This is a genomic window from uncultured Shimia sp., assembly GCF_913054185.1.
Lineage (GTDB): Bacteria > Pseudomonadota > Alphaproteobacteria > Rhodobacterales > Rhodobacteraceae > Shimia.
Genome location: NZ_CAJXIV010000090.1, coordinates 1 through 17,165, shown reverse-complemented (window position 1 = coordinate 17,165; position 17,165 = coordinate 1). Strand labels below are relative to the sequence as shown.

Annotated in this window: 17 protein-coding genes; 11 read left to right on the top strand and 6 right to left on the bottom strand. The window is 57.3% G+C overall.

Annotation, left to right across the window (positions count from 1 at the left end; translation table 11 throughout):
* The 5 genes from QZ517_RS16110 to QZ517_RS16090 form a co-directional block, all read left to right on the top strand.
* Window positions 1-1,245, top strand: a 1,245-nt coding sequence (locus tag QZ517_RS16110; protein ID WP_294228605.1) for an alpha-amylase family glycosyl hydrolase, incomplete at its 5' end; no start/stop codon positions are given.
* A complete protein-coding gene (locus QZ517_RS16105) occupies window positions 1,238-2,359 on the top strand; it encodes an ABC transporter ATP-binding protein (RefSeq protein ID WP_294228603.1) in 1,122 nt (373 codons plus the stop codon). The genes QZ517_RS16110 and QZ517_RS16105, both read left to right, overlap by 8 nt.
* A gap of 271 nt (window positions 2,360-2,630) precedes the next feature.
* A complete protein-coding gene (locus tag QZ517_RS16100; protein WP_294228601.1) occupies window positions 2,631-3,536 on the top strand; it encodes a phosphate/phosphite/phosphonate ABC transporter substrate-binding protein in 906 nt (301 codons plus the stop codon).
* A gap of 2 nt (window positions 3,537-3,538) precedes the next feature.
* Window positions 3,539-5,989, top strand: a complete 2,451-nt coding sequence (locus tag QZ517_RS16095; protein ID WP_294228599.1) for a response regulator — start codon at window positions 3,539-3,541, stop codon at window positions 5,987-5,989.
* Window positions 5,990-6,047: 58 nt separating this feature from the next.
* Window positions 6,048-7,286, top strand: coding sequence for an FAD-dependent oxidoreductase (locus QZ517_RS16090; protein WP_294228597.1), 1,239 nt, complete (start codon window positions 6,048-6,050; stop codon window positions 7,284-7,286).
* Window positions 7,287-7,349: 63 nt separating this feature from the next.
* On the opposite strand, the gene QZ517_RS16085 is transcribed toward QZ517_RS16090, so the two are convergent.
* The 3 genes from QZ517_RS16085 to QZ517_RS16075 all read right to left on the bottom strand — a co-directional run bounded on the left by QZ517_RS16085 (window position 7,350) and on the right by QZ517_RS16075 (window position 10,924).
* On the bottom strand, window positions 7,350-8,840 hold the full coding sequence (locus QZ517_RS16085; RefSeq protein WP_294228595.1) for a heme biosynthesis HemY N-terminal domain-containing protein: 1,491 nt from the start codon (window positions 8,838-8,840) through the stop codon (window positions 7,350-7,352).
* A gap of 10 nt (window positions 8,841-8,850) precedes the next feature.
* A complete protein-coding gene (locus QZ517_RS16080) occupies window positions 8,851-10,155 on the bottom strand; it encodes a mitofilin family membrane protein (protein WP_294228593.1) in 1,305 nt (434 codons plus the stop codon).
* 73 nt (window positions 10,156-10,228) lie between these two features.
* Window positions 10,229-10,924, bottom strand: coding sequence for a uroporphyrinogen-III synthase (locus QZ517_RS16075; RefSeq protein ID WP_294228591.1), 696 nt, complete (start codon window positions 10,922-10,924; stop codon window positions 10,229-10,231).
* A gap of 81 nt (window positions 10,925-11,005) precedes the next feature.
* Here QZ517_RS16075 and tsaD point away from each other — a divergent pair, with 81 nt between their 5' ends.
* Genes tsaD through QZ517_RS16055 form a run of 4 tightly spaced genes read left to right on the top strand, consistent with a single transcriptional unit; the run spans window position 11,006 to window position 13,745 of the window.
* On the top strand, window positions 11,006-12,103 hold the full coding sequence (gene tsaD, locus QZ517_RS16070; RefSeq protein WP_294228588.1) for a tRNA (adenosine(37)-N6)-threonylcarbamoyltransferase complex transferase subunit TsaD: 1,098 nt from the start codon (window positions 11,006-11,008) through the stop codon (window positions 12,101-12,103).
* Window positions 12,100-13,053 carry an NAD(P)H-dependent glycerol-3-phosphate dehydrogenase gene (locus tag QZ517_RS16065; RefSeq protein WP_294228586.1) on the top strand — a complete coding sequence of 318 codons (954 nt, stop codon included), beginning with the start codon at window positions 12,100-12,102 and terminating at the stop codon, window positions 13,051-13,053. The genes tsaD and QZ517_RS16065 overlap by 4 nt, the downstream gene beginning before the upstream one ends.
* A gap of 3 nt (window positions 13,054-13,056) precedes the next feature.
* Window positions 13,057-13,332, top strand: coding sequence for a YciI family protein (locus QZ517_RS16060; RefSeq protein WP_294228584.1), 276 nt, complete (start codon window positions 13,057-13,059; stop codon window positions 13,330-13,332).
* Complete coding sequence (locus tag QZ517_RS16055) at window positions 13,332-13,745, top strand: EVE domain-containing protein (RefSeq protein ID WP_294228582.1); 414 nt, start codon at window positions 13,332-13,334, stop codon at window positions 13,743-13,745. Before QZ517_RS16060 ends, QZ517_RS16055 begins: the two co-directional genes overlap by 1 nt.
* Before the next feature lie 366 nt (window positions 13,746-14,111).
* Here the strand turns inward: QZ517_RS16055 and QZ517_RS16050 are convergent, their stop codons facing one another.
* Window positions 14,112-14,453 (bottom strand): DUF2853 family protein, encoded by a 342-nt coding sequence (locus QZ517_RS16050; protein WP_294228580.1) that lies wholly within the window; start codon window positions 14,451-14,453, stop codon window positions 14,112-14,114.
* Window positions 14,454-14,656: 203 nt separating this feature from the next.
* Between QZ517_RS16050 and QZ517_RS16045 the strand changes: the two genes are divergently transcribed.
* Complete coding sequence (locus QZ517_RS16045; protein WP_294228579.1) at window positions 14,657-15,652, top strand: Gfo/Idh/MocA family oxidoreductase; 996 nt, start codon at window positions 14,657-14,659, stop codon at window positions 15,650-15,652.
* Entirely contained in the window at window positions 15,649-16,065 is a 417-nt protein-coding gene (locus QZ517_RS16040) for a VOC family protein (RefSeq protein ID WP_294228577.1), read from the top strand. Before QZ517_RS16045 ends, QZ517_RS16040 begins: the two co-directional genes overlap by 4 nt.
* Window positions 16,066-16,162: 97 nt before the next feature.
* Here the strand turns inward: QZ517_RS16040 and QZ517_RS16035 are convergent, their stop codons facing one another.
* Together QZ517_RS16035 and QZ517_RS16030 are read right to left on the bottom strand one after the other, a co-directional pair.
* Window positions 16,163-16,552 carry a hypothetical protein gene (locus tag QZ517_RS16035; protein WP_294228575.1) on the bottom strand — a complete coding sequence of 130 codons (390 nt, stop codon included), beginning with the start codon at window positions 16,550-16,552 and terminating at the stop codon, window positions 16,163-16,165.
* 169 nt (window positions 16,553-16,721) lie between these two features.
* On the bottom strand, window positions 16,722-17,165 hold a 444-nt coding region (locus QZ517_RS16030), incomplete at its 5' end, for an adenosylhomocysteinase (protein WP_294228573.1).

The following is a 17,165-nucleotide window of genomic DNA, read 5'->3' as shown; positions in this document are numbered from 1 at the left end:
CTGGACGGCACCCCCCCCAACAACTGGCTCTCAATCTTTGGTGGTCCAGCCTGGCAGTGGGACACCTCCCGCCAGCAGTACTTCCTGCACAACTTCCTGGCCGAACAGCCAGACCTGAATTTCCACAACGCCGAAGTGCGCCAGGAACTGCTTGATGTGGCCCGGTTCTGGCTCGATCGTGGTGTCGATGGCTTCCGTCTCGACACGGTGAACTTCTACTACTGCGACGCGCAACTGCGCGACAATCCGGCCCTGCCGCTGGAAGAGCGCAACGACAACATCGCACCCGCCGTGAATCCGTACAACCATCAGGAACATCTCTACGACAAGAACCAGCCGGAAAACCTTGGCTTCCTGCAAGACTTGCGCAGCTTGCTCAATGAGTATGACGCCATCACCACTGTGGGTGAGGTGGGCGACAGCCAGCGCGGCAGCGAAATTCAGGCAACCTACACTGGCGGCGGCGACAAGCTGCACATGGCCTATGACTTTGCCCTGCTGTGCCAAGCTCACCCCACCGGCACCCGCATCGCCGAAATCATGCAAACCGCCGAGAGCTTTGGCAGCGACAGCTGGGGCTGTTGGGCCTATTCCAACCATGACGTGGAGCGCCACAGCTCCCGTTGGAACCTTTCCGACGCCGCCCAGCGCACCTACGCCGCTTTGCTGATGTCCTTGCGTGGCTCTGTCTGCATCTATCAAGGCGAAGAACTTGGCCTGTCAGAGGCGGACGTGGCCTTTGAAGACCTGCAAGACCCCTACGGCATCCGCTTCTGGCCCAAGTTCAAAGGCCGCGACGGTTGTCGCACGCCGATGGTGTGGAAATCGGACAACCAAAATGGTGGCTTCTCGGACGGCACCCCCTGGCTGCCGGTCAGCGCTGAACACCTGTCCAAATCGGTCGACGCGCAAGAAAACGCGCCGGGCTCCATGCTTTCTTTTTACCGCCGCCTGATCGCCTTCCGCAAAGACCAGCTGCCCCTGCTCAAAGGCATCTTTGAATTGCTGCACGCTGATGACACCCACATCCGCTTTGTGCGGGAACACAACGGTGAGACCATACTCTGCGCGTTCAACCTCTCAGACAAAGACCAAAGCTTCGACCTGCCTGCTGGTGCATGGGCCATAGATCCCAAGGCACCTTTCACAATTAGCCGCGATGGCGCCAAAGTAACGTTGCCCGCCTGGCAAGCTGCTTTTGCCGTGACACAAAGCTCTAACACAGGGAACTCCACCGATGGCTGATCTCATTCTCAAAGACGTCGCAAAGTCCTACGGTCCGGTAAATGTCCTCGCCAACATCGATCTGGAGATCGAAAAAGGCGAACTGGTGGTGTTTGTTGGCCCCTCAGGCTGTGGCAAATCCACCTTGCTGCGCATGATAGCGGGGCTGGAACACATCACCTCCGGCACATTGGAAATTGACGGCACATTGGTCAACGATGTGCCGCCATCCGAGCGCGGCATCGCCATGGTGTTCCAATCTTACGCGCTTTATCCGCACCTCACCGTGCGCGAAAACATGTCGTTTGCGCTTAAAATTGCCAAGATGAGCACGGAAGAGATCAACGAGCGGGTCGAAAAAGCGGCCAAAACGCTTCAACTACACAACCTGCTCGACCGCCTCCCCAAGGAGCTCTCCGGTGGTCAACGCCAACGGGTGGCCATTGGCCGCTCCATTGTGCGCGATCCGAAAGTTTATCTCTTTGACGAGCCGCTCTCAAACCTCGATGCCGCCCTGCGTGTGGCCACCCGTATCGAGATTGCCCAGCTCAAGGAAAGCATGCCCGACAGCACCATGGTTTACGTGACTCACGATCAGGTCGAGGCCATGACTCTCGCGACCCGCATCGTGGTGCTGGCTGGCGGAGGCATTGCCCAGGTTGGCACGCCACTTGACCTCTATGAGCGTCCCGAAAACGAATTTGTTGCGCAATTCATCGGCTCCCCAGCCATGAACCTCCTCCCCGGCAAGATCACCGGCACTGGCGAAATCACCACGATCGCGCTAGATGCTGGGGGCACGGCCACCTCCGCCGTGCCTTCCTTGCCGGAGGACATGGGGCGACAGGTCAACATCGGCGTGCGCCCGGAAGACCTGATCACCACCGATGGGGACGCACTCTACACCGGCACCGTGAACATCACCGAAGCTTTGGGCGAAGTGACCTTGCTGTATTTTGAAGCACAGGGCGACGCAGAGCCGGTGATTGGCAAGCTGCAAGGCATCCACCGCGATCTCAAAGGGAAACAAGTCTCGCTGACCGCTGATCCGGCCAAAGTACATCTTTTTGCGGACACGCAATCACTTCTGTACCGGGATCAACCCGTCAAATACATCGAGAAGAACGCCCACTAACGGCTCACCACACGTATTACGGGAAATTGGCATTGCTCCGGCAAACATCTGGCGTGAATAGGCTTTTCACGGCAATCTTGAATCATGGTGCACAGCAAGACCGAATCACATGACGCATATCTGACTCCCAAAGCGGTGCCGGAAAGCTTTTTTACAAAAATTCGATGGCAATTTGCTTCATTCCAACAGAATTCCGGCCAATCCCTCTATTCATTAAGCGATGGTTTAGACTTTCCTAATACCGCCTTAAGGAGGTCATAGAACGTCTCGGATGCCAATGATTGCTCGGATTACCTTCTGCTTTGCCGCTTGCCTGGCTTGGATCAACGCTTCTTTCGCGTTGGCAGAGACTCTGAATTTGGGCACCCTAAACGAAGGCATCCGTAGCCAAATGCGGGTGTTTCAACCTCTCCTGACATATTTAGAAACCGATCTGGAAGACTCTGGCATAACCGAAGTGCGCCTTGTTGTTCACCCCAGTACCGAACTTATGGCCGATGCCATTGCCCGCAAGGAAGTGGATATCTTTATCGACAGTCCGATGGTTGTCGCCAAAGTTGCGCAGCTTTCCGGCGGTACGCCGTTCCTGCGCCATTGGAAAGACGGCCATGCCGGCTACTACACTGTGATTTTCACCCATGTGAACAGCGGCATCACTTCTTTGGAAGATCTTCAAGGCCGGAAAGTCGCTCTTGAAGACCATGATTCCTCTTCCGGTTTCATTGTCCCTGTGCACATGTTGATCAAAGCTGGGCTCGAGTTGAAAAAATTGCGCGCTCCCAGCACATCCCCCAGCGGAAACAACGTGGGCTACTTTTTGACTTACAACGACAAGAACACAATGTTTGCAGTGGCTTCCGGCCGCGCGGACGCCGGTGCGACAAATCAAATTAGGTATCTTGATCTAATGGAAGCTCGCCCAGACGAGTTTCGAATTTTAGCCATCTCAGACCAGTACCCACGCAGCGTCCTGATGCACCGCCCTGGCATCTCCAAATTGCTTTTGGATGAGCTGCGCTCCAGTCTCAAATCCATGTCCGATACCAACGAAGGGCGCACTGTGCTGGAAAATTTCCAAAACAGTACACGATTTGATGAATTTGCTGCGGGATCAAAATACACGTTTGCGCCTATATTCGAGATTCTGCAGGATCTCGAAGACGCGGGGATTAAATAACCATGTCCGCACCGGATGACCAAACCAACCGCATGCTTAATATACGCAAGTCTCTGACCTACGGTCTGGGGCGCCGGATGACGCTGTATTTCGGCCTGATGATCGGTGCTTTTGTCTCCACCCTGATTTACCTGAACACCATCACCCAGCTGGAGTTGGTTCATACCCGCTTCTCTGAACGCTCAGATTCCCTGGGTATCCTGATTCAGGAAGTCACCCTTCCCTACCTGTTCGAAGGCCGTCCAGCAGAACTCGACATCATCTATCAGGAGCTCATGCGCCAGCCCGACATCCTGTCGTTGCGTTTCATAGACCCAGACGGATTTTTGCTGGTCAATGGCTCATCCGAAGGCAACGCGCTTTTCCTAGGGCGGGTCGACGACGAACTTGTCACCGAAGCCATTACCTCAGAAACCACCCACATTCGCAACCTTCAAGGCCGCATTCAAGTTGCTGTGCCTGCGATCTACGGCAACGTAAATTACGGCACAATCCGCTTTGATCTGGACGGTACGGCCGCCAACCGCGAAGTGAATCTCGTGCTGCGCCGCAATCTGATGTTTGGCGTCTTTTTCACCCTCACCGGCATTCTCTTGTCCATCTGGATTTCGCGGCGCCTGACGGAGCCTCTTGCCCGCCTTAACAGCGCCACAGAGCGTGCCGCCAAAGGCAACCTGAACCAGTCCATTGTGATCCGCACCAACGACGAAGTTGAAAGCCTGGCGGACAGTTTTAACCTGATGTTGGGCAACCTGCGCGCCTGGGTAAAATCCCTGGAGGACACGCAAACCAAACTTGAGATTTCGTCTGATGACCTGAACGACAAAAACGCCGAATTACAGGTTGTCGCCGAGCAGGCCAAATCCGCGGAAAAAGCCAAATCCCAATTCTTGGCCCGGATGAGCCACGAAATTCGCACACCAATGAATGGTGTGCTGGGCATGACAGAGCTGCTCGCAGACACCGATTTAACCAACAATCAAATGAGTTTGGTGGATAGCATCCATACCTCGGGCTCCACCCTCCTAAACATCATCAACGACATTCTGGACTTTTCCAAAATCGACAGCGGTCACATGACCCTACGGGACGATCCCTATCGTCCCACGGAGCTTCTGGACAACACCGCGCAAATGCTCTCATTCCAAGCGGGTCAAGCGGGTGTTGATCTTATCACCCGTGTCGCGCCAGATTTGCCCAAATCGCTTCTGGGGGATGAATCCCGCCTTAAGCAGGTCATCATCAATCTTGTTGGCAACGCTTTGAAGTTCACGGACGAAGGCTATGTGCTGATCAACGTCACGCTCAAAGAGGACAATGGCACGCCCGTCATGCAAGTGGACGTCTGCGACACCGGCTGCGGTATCCCCGAAGAAAAACTCGCTGCCGTCTTTGACCAGTTCACACAGGTCGACGGCTCTTACAGCCGCAAACATCAGGGCACGGGCCTTGGGTTGGCCATCGCCAAAGGTTTTGTCGAACTGATGGGCGGCCGTATTTGGGTGAAATCCACAGTTGGCACTGGCACCACCTTCACGTTCAACGTGCCTCTTATACAGCCCGAAACACCACTCCCCCCCCGCGCACTCGACAGCGCGGACCTCAGCGGTATGAAAATCCTGGTACTGCAGTCCGAACCTACGGCCTTGTTTGTCATGAACGAAATGATGTCCGCGTGGAACGCTCAGGTTGCGACCTTTGAAACAGCCAAGACGGGTCTTGAGAGCCTGCGAGACGCTCAAGCAAGCGGTGCGCCTTATGATGTGGTTCTGACAGAAATGGGCATGCCAGACATGGGGCGCAAAGACCTGTTTCGCGCCATCTACGAGGCAAAATCCAGCCCCGACACCCGTGTGATTGCGCTGCGACCGATGAGCGACGCCATCCATCGCACGGGAGAGGAAAACCTGCTCTCCAACAACGAGGTGATCAAGCCGGTGCAGGCACCCAAGTTGCTAGAGGCTCTGACAGGTCCCCGCGCACGAGACATCAGGCCACCTGCAGAATCCACCACCACAGGGGATGCCAGTGCAACCAACGGCACCGCTCATAAACACGTCGCCAGTGAACTTACGGCATCTGTTTCTGACAAAACCATCCTGATCGTAGACGACAACAAAACCAACCGGAAGTTGATCGAGATTTTCCTCAACCGCTTAGGCATCACACACCATTCTGCCAGCGACGGCGAAGAGGCTGTGGAAATCTACCGCGATTGCCACCCGGATTTGGTCCTGATGGACGTCTCCATGCCTGTGATGAACGGCCTGGACGCCACCCGCGAAATCCGCCGATTGGAAAACGCAAATGGGGATTTCCAAACCCATATCATAGGCCTTACCGCCCATTCCGCCCCCGAAGACCGCGAAGCCTGTCTGGACAGCGGCATGAACGCCCATATGGCCAAACCTATCAAACTGGCACAACTGAAAGACGTAATCGAAGAACTCTGATTGCAAAGGTGCCCGTCGCTTGGCAACACTGTCCCGACGAACAACGGGAGGGCAAACCATGCCGCAGAATGTGGTTGTGATTGGGGCAGGCATTGTTGGTGCAGCCACCGCGCTTTGGCTGCGCCGCGCCGGGCATTCCGTGACCCTTCTGGACAAGAACACCCCCGGCATGGGCGCATCCTTTGGCAATGCTTGCCTTCTTGCCAGCTGTGCTGTGGTGCCAAACGCCACGCCGGGCCTAATGACCAAAGCTCCGGGCTACCTGCTCAATCCAAACTTCCCGCTGTTTTTGAAATGGGCTAATTTGCCCCGCCTCACCCCGTGGTTCCTAAAATACCTCGGTTTTGCCAACGATACAGACGCCCGCCGTTTCACCCATGTGCTGGCGGACCTGATTGGCGACAGCGTAGATCAACACAAAGCACTGGCCAAAGGCACCGCCGCCGAAGCCTTCATTGCCGACACAGACTACCTCTACGCCTACAAAGACCGCGCCGCCTTTGAGGCCGACAAATACACCTGGGATCTGCGCGCCAGCGTCGGATTTGTTCCCGACATCATCGAAGGCCCCGCCGTGCAGGAGTTGGAGCCCATCCTGGACGCACAAACCTCATTCCTAGCGGTGAACAAAGATCACGGCTACATCCTCAACCCGGCTGCATATGTGCAGGCTTTGGTCGACACTTTCACCGACATGGGCGGCCGTTTTGTGAAGGCCGAAGTGCGCGACTTTAATCTCTCCGGTGGGCAAGTCTCCGCAGTGATGACAGACCAAGGCCAGTTTGACTGTGACCGCGCCGTGTTGTCCTCTGGCATCTGGTCTAAGCCCTTGATGCGCAAGCTGGGCTTCACCGTGCCGCTGGAAACCGAGCGCGGATACCACATCACCTTCAAAGAGCCGTCCATTCGCCCCAACCATCCCATGATGATCGCCTCCGCCAAATTTGTCGCCACCCCTATGCAGCACGGCCTGCGCTGCGCTGGCATCGTGGAGTTTGGCGACCTTTCGGAGAAGAAATCCAAAGCCCCGCTGGCCCTATTGCGCCGCCGTGTGGCCGAAGTCTTCCCCACCCTGTCTGCCGAGAGCGACGAAGAATGGCTTGGCTTCCGCCCATCTCTTCCAGACAGCTTGCCCATGGTGGGTGAAATTGGCAGCAGCGGTGTTTATGCCGCCTTTGGACACCAACACGTAGGCCTCACCGGCGGAGCCAAAACCGGACGACTGGTGGCAGACCTGATCTCCGACACGTCCCCCAACATCGACCTCTCCCCTGTGAGCCCAATGCGCTTCAACTGACGCACAAAACAAAACAGCGCCACCCAAAGGCGACGCTGCATGCATTGGTCTCAAACAAAGCTCTTAGGCTGACTTGAGTTCTTCTTTTGGGGTCTCTTGGGTTTCCACAGGCGCTTCAGTCGCTTCTCCGTCCACCACATCAACCTCTTCCGCTTCCTCTGCCTCGGAATGATCCTCCAGCGCGCCAATGATCAGTGGCAGCATCGCCGCACCAGTTTCGCTCAACCCTTCGGTCTCCGGCGGTGCGGTCCAGCTCAGCGTGTCAAAGCTGTGACAATTGTCACAAGTTGGCGCCCACTCTGCGTGGATGTTATGGCAGGTGTCACACACCCATTGCGGCCCACGTGGCGAGCTTAGGGCTTTAGCCAGATAGCCTTTTACAACCGCATCATTGGAGCCTTCACCACGCTCGATCGCCGCCATAATGGTCAGCGACCGCTGCGTGGCATCCGTTTCCACCAGATCGCCCAGCGCGCGCCGTGCTTCGGGGAAATCTTCCGCTGCAATATACAGCTCCGCCATCAGCATCTTGCTCTCGGCATGGCTGGCCGTGTTTTTGATCAGGGTTTTAAACCGTTTGATCCGCGCCTCGGGTGTTTCCTCCGGCGCAATCTCGGCAAAGGCCGCTGCAAGATCCGGGTGCGGCTGCGCATCCCAGGCTTTCTTGATCAGACGCGTCGCATTACGCGGCTTGCCTTTCGCCACATATCCATGCGCCGCCATTACCGCTGCTGGGATAAGGTCCGGCGACAGCCGATTGGCCTCAATCGCCTGCTCCTGCGTCTCAATGCTGGCATCTTCGGCAATCAAATCCTTGGCTTCAGACAGCGCCAACACCGCATCACGCCGACGATGCACATCCCGCGGCAAGGTGCCGTGACGCAGCTTTGCATTCAGCGTACCACGCGCGCCTTTCCAGTCCTTGGTCTCGGTCTGCAAACGCAGCAGCGTGTCCTGCACCTCTTCGTGTTTCGGCTTAATTGCAAAGGCATTTTCCGCCAGCTTCAGCGCCACTTCAGTATTCCCGGCATCCAGCTTCTGCTTCATCAAGCCACGAATGCCCACAAACCGCGTGCGTTCATCGGCAAGCAACTTCTTGTAGGTTTCCTCGGCCTTGCGCGTGTCGCCGCTCATCTCTGCCGCCTGCGCCACAATCAAATTGGTCAGCTCTGGCTTGTGCAGTTTCTTCTCCGCCAGCCGCGCCTTCTCCATCGCCGTGCGCCCCTCACCGGAGGCCAGCGCGGTCACACTATCGGCCAGCGCCTGATAGCCTTTCTTTTCGCGATTTCGGTCAAAGTAGCGGCTGATCGCGGTTTCATCACCGTTCAGGAACTTCAGCACCGCCACCAACAGGCCCAGCGCCTTGATCACCAACCAGACACCCGCCACCAGCGCAATCAGTGCCAGCGCAGTGTGAAACGGCCCAAGACTGTATTCCACCCCAGCCACGGTGACCATCACCCCGCCGTCGCTTTCCAGCAAATAAATCGAGCCAAAGGTCAGTCCAGCGACAATGGCAACAAACGCAATAATTTTGATCAGAGACCAGAGCATAAAACGACCCTCAGTTGGAGTTCAGGGTTTGCGCCAATTCTTCGGCGGCTTGTGTCGCGGCAGCGCGAGTCTGTGCTTGCGCAACCCACTCTGCCATCACGGTTTTTGGCCCCTCGGCCAATGTATCCAGTTCAGCAAGCGCCGCAGACAGATCACCCGCCTTCAGCGCGGCTTCCGCCCGGCTCAGAACCGCATCGGTATCCGTGCCTTCCCGCGCCTCGACAGAGCGTGCGCCAAACTGTGTCTTCAGGAAATTCCCCAGCTTGTTGCCGGTACCGGCATCCACCTTATCCTCACGCGCTTTGGCCAAGGCCTCGCGCGCCGCATCCGGATAACTCTCTAACAGCGCAGCCAGTGTGACCACCCCGTGGTCCGCGTGATCTTCCAGAACCGGCGCAATACCTTCACCTGTCGAAGATCGCAAATCCACCACCGCCGCGCGATACGGTGCACCGCTGTCCAGCGCCGCCACAATCCGTGTCACCGACGAGCGGGCCAGCGCAGCTTTGGCCGACAGATCTGCCTTGTCTTTCAACTCAGAGGCCTCCGCCTTTTGCGCCGAGACAAGATCCCTAAGGTCTTTCACCTCACGCTCGTAAGCCGCAATTGCCGCCGCACCTAGCCCCTCGTTCAAGGGTCGTTTTTCAATATCGGTCAAGCGCGCTTCCAACGTGGAGACCGCTTCGGACACCGACCCCAACTGGGTTGTATATGCCGACAAAACCTCGGTTATCTTGGTAACTTCCGCTGCCGCATGATCCGCAGCCTCGCGCGCGCCGCCAGAGACGTCACTGGTCGCACTCAGCCTCTCATTCAACGCCACCAGCGTTTCATTCTGCGCTTCCAGCTTGGCCGTCATCTCGGTGAGCGCCGCTTCGGTTCCGGCGCCCAGTCCAAGCTGATCGCCAAAATACACCGCGCCACCAAATCCAATACAAGCCGCAACCACACCGCCAAGCACCATGGGCACAAACCCACCTTTGCGCTCCTGCTCTTGAGCACCTGGTGCAGGTGTCGCCGCATCGGAGCCTTCAACAGGCGCTTTGTCGTCAGCTTTCTCAACAGCCTCAGTCACATCCGACTGATGTTCAGCAGTCTCTTCGCTCCCGGGCTCTTCAATCTCAACGGGAGCCTCATCGGACTCGTCTTCAGCGGCGTCCCCTGAAGTTCCATCCTCAAGGCCGCTGTCCTGCGCACTCTCTTCGACAATCTCCGCGTCCTCGACCACATCTTCTGCGTCGGCTTGCGTGTCGGTCTGATCCTGTTGATCAACCTGATCTTTGCTTGGCTTGTCCGATTTATCCGTGGTTCCCACAGGTCACCCTTTCGAATCCGTTTTTTGCAAATGCAGCCCCAATCTAGGCGAGCAATCCTTGTGTCTCAATGCGTCACTCTGCGTTTAACAGTCCCGCCACCGCCTTTGCCATGGCGTTTGCCTCTTTTTTCCCCGACAAAACAACTGTTTCCACGGGTAAATCCCCCAATGCGTTCTGTACGGCGTCACTCATCACAACCACATGAAGCGGAGCGTGATACGGCCCTTGCTCTGCAAACTGAACCGCCGCGCGCGGTGAAAAAAGGGGAACAATCACAGGATTCTCCCGCATTAGGGCCGTTTTTGCGCGCTCTGACAGTGGATGTGCTGTCTGCCGATAAACCACCACCTCACGTGTTTGTATCCCGACTTTGGTCAAACGCCCGGCCAAATCCCCCCGCGCAACCTTTCCGCGAATGTGCAGCAGTGGTCCTTGCGGCCCATCGGCCAAAACCCGCGCATAGAGCGAGTCCGCATCGCCATCCGCCGCCACCGCGCGCCACCCTTTGGCCTGTGCTGCCGCCGCAGTAGCCTCCCCAACGCACCAGGCTGGCAGATCGTACCCGTCCACCGCCGCCACCGCATTGCGTGAGCTGAAAATCACACCAGCCACATCCGACAGGTCAATCTCCGCTTCGGTGGGCACAATCTCGACAATCGGCGAAATCTCCACCTCGGCGGTGATCCCCAAACCCGTCAACATGACGGCAAACGCCTCCGCATCGACCAAGGGCCGAGTCAGCAAGATCAAAGGAGTCGCATCTGTCATGGAGCCCACCACTGTTGTTTGAGGCGCTCTCCGGTGTTACCTGCCAACAAACTTCCGCGCAACGGCAAGGACCTGTGACACATGGACGGCCCGCTCACCATTCTTGGCATCGAAAGCAGCTGTGACGACACCGCCGCCGCCATCTTGCACCAACCCATTGTGGGCGACGCCGAAATCCTCGCCTCTGTTGTGCATGGCCAAACCGATCTGCATGCCCCTTTTGGGGGGGTGGTTCCGGAAATCGCCGCCCGCGCGCACGCGGAAAAAGTCGACCTCTGTGTTGAGGAGGCGCTGATCGCCGCCAATGTATCCCTGTTGGATGTGGACGCCATTGCTGTCACCGCAGGCCCTGGCCTTATTGGCGGCGTGATCTCCGGCGTGATGTGCGCCAAAGGCTTGTCGGCCAGCCTGAATATTCCGCTCATCGGTGTGAACCACCTCGCCGGTCACGCCCTGACCCCACGCCTCACCGATCAAGTGGCTTACCCTTACCTGATGCTGTTGGTCTCGGGCGGTCATTGCCAGTTCCTGATCGCACACGGCCCCGAGAAATTCTCCCGCCTTGGCGGCACCATCGACGACGCCCCCGGTGAAGCCTTTGACAAAACCGCCCGCCTTCTGGGCCTGGCGCAACCTGGCGGACCCGCTGTGCAAGCCGAAGCCACAAAAGGCGACCCAAAACGTTTCCGCTTCCCGCGTCCACTTCTGGACCGCCCCGGCTGTGACATGTCCTTTTCCGGCCTGAAAACAGCGCTGCTGCGTCAACGCGATGCCATCATCACTGAAAAAGGCGGCCTGCCGGTGCAAGACCGCGCTGACATGTGCGCAGGCTTTCAGGCCGCCGTCGTGGATGTACTCGCCGAGAAAACCCGCCGCGCGCTGGACATTTATCTGGCTGAAAATCCCTCCGAGCCGCTGTTGGCTGTGGCAGGTGGCGTTGCGGCAAACACCGCCATTCGCGCTGACTTAGAGACTGTGTGCGCCGCCAAAGGCGTAACCTTCACCGCCCCGCCACTGGCCCTGTGCACCGACAACGCCGCGATGATCGCTTATGCCGGTCTGGAGCGCTACAGCACCGGCGCGCGCGACGGCATGGATCTCTCCGCCCGCCCGCGCTGGCCCCTGGATCAAACCGCCCCCGCGCTTTTGGGCAGCGGTAAGAAAGGAGCCAAAGCATGATCTCCGTTCTTGGCTCCGGCGCCTTTGGAACCGCCCTGGCCGTGGCCTTTGCTCAAGGCGGCACGAGCGTGACCCTCTGGGCCCGCAATGCCGACGCCGCCAAAGCCATGCAGACCACCCGCACCAACCCACGCTTGCCGGGAGTGGAGTTGCCAATAACAGTCTCTGTGACAGCTGAGTTTGCCGATGCACTTACCGATGTGGTCCTTCTGGCCGTGCCCATGCAAAAGCTACGCGGCCTGTTGGAGACCCATCCGGAGCTTTCCGACCGCACCCTGGTCGCCTGCTGCAAGGGCGTCGAGCTTGGCACCCAACTTGGCCCCGTCGCCGTGATCCGCGATGTGCTACCAGATGCCACCCCCGCGATCCTCACCGGCCCCAGCTTTGCCGCCGACATCGCCCGTGGCCTGCCCACTGCGCTCACAATGGCAGTCCAAGACGACACCATCGGAAAAGCCCTGCAACAGAGACTAATATCGCCCAACCTGCGCATTTATCGCACCACTGACACGGTTGGTGCAGAGCTGGGCGGCGCGCTCAAAAACGTGATTGCGATCGCCTGCGGCATCGCCATTGGCGCCGGGCTTGGTGACAGCGCCCGGGCTGCCCTGATGACCCGTGGCTATGCCGAGATGAAACGCATGGCACAGGCATTGGGGGCCAAACCGGACACGCTCTCGGGCCTCTCCGGCTTCGGCGACCTCACCCTGACCTGCTCATCTGAACAATCTCGCAACTACAGCTTTGGCCTCTCCCTCGGGCGCGGCGATGCCTATGACCCCACGGTCACTGTCGAAGGCGCGGCCACCGCGCGCGCGTCCCTCGCCCGCGCCAAGGCCATGCAGGTTGACATGCCCATCACCCAAGCCGTCGTCGCCATCCTTGATGGGGGCTTGCAAATCCGCGACGCCATGGAAATGCTGCTCGCAAGACCCCCCAAGGAGGAATAATTCATGCTGATCGCACTCATCGCCAAAGACAAACCCGGCGCGCTGGAAATCCGCAAAGCCAACCGCGACGCCCATGTTGCCTATTTGAAGGGCTCCGGTGACACGATCATGATGGCCGGCCCGTTTCTGGATGACGCCGGCGACATGTGCGGCTCTCTGATCATCCTGAACGTGGCTGACATGGCTGAAGCTGAGACCTGGGCCGCTAACGACCCCTACAAAGCCGCCGACCTGTTTGGGTCGGTTGAGCTGAAGGCCTGGAACAAGGTGCTGGGCTGATGCGTTATTGGCTGTTCAAATCTGAACCGTCCACCTGGGGCTGGGACCAACAAGTGGCCAAGGGCGACGCGGGTGAGGAATGGGACGGCGTGCGCAACTACCAAGCGCGCAATTTCATGCGCGAAATGGCCGTGGGTGATCGCGGCTTTTTCTACCATTCTCAAAAAGAAAAATCGGTGGTTGGCATTGTTGAAATCTGCGCCGAAGCCCACCAAGACAGCACCACCGACGATGATCGCTGGGACTGCGTCGACATCAAAGCCATCAAGCCTGTAAAAAAACCGGTATCGCTCGACATGATCAAAGCAGATCCGCGTCTGACCGAAATGGTCTTGGTGAAAAGCTCACGCCTGTCCGTGCAACCGGTCACCGAAGAGGAGTGGAACATCGTCCTCGAACTCAGCGGCACATAAACATAGTCCCTCAGAAACAGGGGCTTTGGCCACCCAATCAACCATGCGCGCTCTGTGCCAACGCAAATGGCGCCGCTCAGATAAGAGCCGCGCCAAACATTCGATTTGAAAAAAACATAGGGGGCCTGCCTCCGCTCCAGCCAGACCCCCTATGCCACCCCGCGTGTATCCCATACCACCACACGCGTACTGTAAACTTGGGTCCGGCCATCCTAGCCCGACAAGACATGTGTAGCGCAACTGAACCAATCAGTTCAATTATCAAGTATCTACAATCCGAGCGGTTCCGGCAGCACTTTGGCAACCAAACGAAAAACGCGCCCGAAACCCTCAGGCCTCGGACGCGCCAAACCGCGAGTGGTGGTTTTACCCGTAGTGGGCCTCTTTGCCGAAGTGTTTCGTCAGCATGTAGTATACAACAGCCCGATACTTGTTACGCTCAGACTTGCCGTAAGTCTCGATCACAGAGTGGATGGCATCCATAAGTGCGGGGCCATCGCTCATACCCAACTTCTTGATCAGGAAGTTGTTTTTTACAGTTTCCAATTCTTCTGGCTGGGAGCCAGCCACAGTGGAAGCATCGTCATTGTAGATCGCCGGTCCACAGCCGATGGTGACTTTTTCCAACAGCGTCATGTCTGGCTCGATGCCACATTTGTTTTTCAGATCGTCTGCATATTTCGCGATCAACTCGTCCCGTTTGCCCATCTGATATTCTCCCAATTGTCGATAAATGCGCTTGAAGTTGCGTTCTGCGCGGCGTCCTTGAGACCCTTCCTACAGTTGACGTAGACGTCAATTAAGGGGAAAGACCACGCCTGTTCCCCCTTAGCACAGATCGCACTGGCCATTTGAAGAATCGCTGCCTAGGCTGGTCTTCTTGCCAAACCACAGCACGGGAGAGCGGTATATTGCGTTGGGGTATTCTTGGAACCGGCTTCATTTCTCACGCCATGCTGAGCGCGATCCGCGACAGCGATGGCTCTGCCGCGACAATGCTCTGTGGCCGGAACGAAACCGCTCTTGCCGAACTCTCCGCACAATACGGCATCCAGCACTCCACCACGGATCAGGCAGAACTCTTTGCCAATCCAGAGGTGGATGCAATCTACATCGCCTTGCCCAACCACCTGCACCGTGCCGCCACCGAAGCCGCCATGGCCGCAGGCAAACCCGTGCTCTGTGAAAAGTCCCTGACCACCACGATGGAGGACGCCAAAGCGCTGATCGCCTCCGTTCAAGCTGCAAACATCTTCTTTGCCGAGGGCCTCATGTACCTCGCACATCCTTTTATGCAGCAATTGGTCACCGTTCTGCGTGATCCCTCTGTTGGTGATCTGCGCTCCGTCTCCGGCTTCTACGCCGCTGACATCTGGCAAGTGGTGAACCCCGCAGGCGGCGGCACGCTCTACAACCTCGGCTGCTACCCCGCCTCCCTCTTGCATCTCGTCGTGCAAACCATGTGTGGCGAAGAGGCCTTTGCCACCCGCTCCATCGCTGCCCACGGCAACATCGGCAAAGACAGCACCCTACAAGACGCCAGCGTCTCCGTGCGCTTTGACAACGGCGTGCTTGCCAATCTGATGAGCACCGACGGTCACGGCATGGCGCATGAATTCACCATCGTGACCACCAAAGGCACGCTGCGCTTCGCCACTAACCCCTGGCTACCTGTCGCAGGGGAAAACAAAATGATCTGGCAGCCTTACGAAGGGCCAGCGCGGGACATCATGGTCGAAACCAAACACGACGCCTTCTATCACCAAACAAAAATGGTCGAGCGCGCGCTGGTAGCAGGCCACAAAGAAGCCTCACGTCCCTCACCTCGCCTGTCTGACAGCCTCGAAATCATGCAGTTCCTGACAGAGTGGGAAGCGGCCGCACATGGCATGGGCACGCCTCAATGATCGGCTACGTCTGTGTCGGCTCTAACGACATCCCCCGCGCCAAACGCTTTTACGCCGCCTTCCTGCCTGCCCTTGGCTACAGCGTGAAAGAAGGCCCCGAAGGCCTCAGCTACGCCCTGCCCGTCCCGGACGGCCAACGCCCACTGCTACCCGATTTCTACGTGAAACCGCCGTTTAACGACGAGGTTGCCTCCGCTGGCAACGGCACCATGGTGGCCTTTGAAGCCACAAGCCAAGTCCAAGTCCGCACCCTGCACGCCGCCGCCCTCGCCGCCGGGGGGACGAACGAAGGCTTGCCCGGCTTTCGCCCCAACTATGGCCCACACTTCTACGTCAGCTACCTGCGAGACCCCGACGGCAACAAAATCGCGATTTTTTCAAGTGATCCAAACGAGGCGGGGCGGGATGGGTGACGATTCTCTAGATTTGTCCTTTGCGACCGGCTGTTGGGTGATGATTCAGCCTAAAAAGCGAGAAGCGGCGGCAACACACCAACTTCAAATCCGATAGTTAGCCTGCAACAATCACGAGCACCATCAGGGCCGCATTCCCTGTCGTCCAAACATCAAAAAGAAGCATTGGCCAACGGTTAAATACACCTATTGTGAGTGGATTGAGAAGCCATGGTAGCGGCCCATTTGTTCGCTGTTTAACCCGTTGTCGAATCCGAATGGCAATCCGGACTGAAGCAAGTCCAAAGAAAACGAACAGGTAGGGAATAACTACGGAAGTTGCCAGGAGTGCCATAACTAGAAACATAGATGGAAGATTGAGCTCCAATTCCTCCTCCATGTTGCCCTTTTTGTAAAATGGCGGGAAGCTGCTGCTGACCTGCAAGGCCAGAATCAGATAACTGAATCCGAAGACGCCGAACAAAAACGAAACACCCTGAATTGTCATTGAATAAGCATATTTTCCTGAAGACAGAATTCCATGAGTGGGGTTTCTCCGCGGTCACGGCATTTGTCAATAAGTTCTAAAAAATTGCTTTCCTGCTGTCCTCAATCCACCAACAAAAAACGGCGCCCCAATCCGGGACGCCGCGCTTAACTTCAGTCACTAACCCAGCTTAATAGCGGTAGTGCTCTGGCTTAAACGGACCCTCTGGAGACACGCCAATGTAGGCCGCTTGCTCTGGGGACAGTTTGCTGAGCTTTGCGCCCACTTTGGCGAGGTGCAACGCAGCCACTTTCTCATCCAGATGTTTGGGCAAGATGTAGACTTCGTTGTTGTACGCGGCCCCTTTGGTGAACAGTTCAATCTGTGCCAGCACCTGGTTGGTGAACGACGCAGACATCACAAACGACGGGTGACCGGTGGCGTTACCAAGGTTCAACAAACGGCCTTCAGAGAGCAGGATCAACCGGTTGCCAGATGGCATCTCGATCATGTCCACTTGCTCTTTGATGTTGGTCCACTTGTGGTTCTTTAGGCTTGCGACCTGAATTTCATTGTCGAAGTGGCCGATGTTGCCAACAATCGCCATGTCCTTCATCTCGCGCATGTGCTCGAT

Bases quoted from the DNA above. Each gene is read 5' to 3' on its own strand.
- QZ517_RS16090 (WP_294228597.1), top strand. From the start codon at position 6,048: ATGCCGCAGAATGTGGTTGTGATTGGGGCAGGCATTGTTGGTGCAGCC.
- QZ517_RS16075 (WP_294228591.1), bottom strand. From the start codon at position 10,924: ATGACAGATGCGACTCCTTTGATCTTGCTGACTCGGCCCTTGGTCGAT.
- QZ517_RS16050 (WP_294228580.1), bottom strand. From the start codon at position 14,453: ATGGGCAAACGGGACGAGTTGATCGCGAAATATGCAGACGATCTGAAA.
- tsaD (WP_294228588.1), top strand. From the start codon at position 11,006: ATGGACGGCCCGCTCACCATTCTTGGCATCGAAAGCAGCTGTGACGAC.
- QZ517_RS16085 (WP_294228595.1), bottom strand. From the start codon at position 8,840: ATGCTCTGGTCTCTGATCAAAATTATTGCGTTTGTTGCCATTGTCGCT.
- QZ517_RS16035 (WP_294228575.1), bottom strand. From the start codon at position 16,552: ATGACAATTCAGGGTGTTTCGTTTTTGTTCGGCGTCTTCGGATTCAGT.
- QZ517_RS16060 (WP_294228584.1), top strand. From the start codon at position 13,057: ATGCTGATCGCACTCATCGCCAAAGACAAACCCGGCGCGCTGGAAATC.
- QZ517_RS16105 (WP_294228603.1), top strand. From the start codon at position 1,238: ATGGCTGATCTCATTCTCAAAGACGTCGCAAAGTCCTACGGTCCGGTA.
- QZ517_RS16040 (WP_294228577.1), top strand. From the start codon at position 15,649: ATGATCGGCTACGTCTGTGTCGGCTCTAACGACATCCCCCGCGCCAAA.
- QZ517_RS16055 (WP_294228582.1), top strand. From the start codon at position 13,332: ATGCGTTATTGGCTGTTCAAATCTGAACCGTCCACCTGGGGCTGGGAC.
- QZ517_RS16095 (WP_294228599.1), top strand. From the start codon at position 3,539: ATGTCCGCACCGGATGACCAAACCAACCGCATGCTTAATATACGCAAG.
- QZ517_RS16100 (WP_294228601.1), top strand. From the start codon at position 2,631: ATGCCAATGATTGCTCGGATTACCTTCTGCTTTGCCGCTTGCCTGGCT.
- QZ517_RS16065 (WP_294228586.1), top strand. From the start codon at position 12,100: ATGATCTCCGTTCTTGGCTCCGGCGCCTTTGGAACCGCCCTGGCCGTG.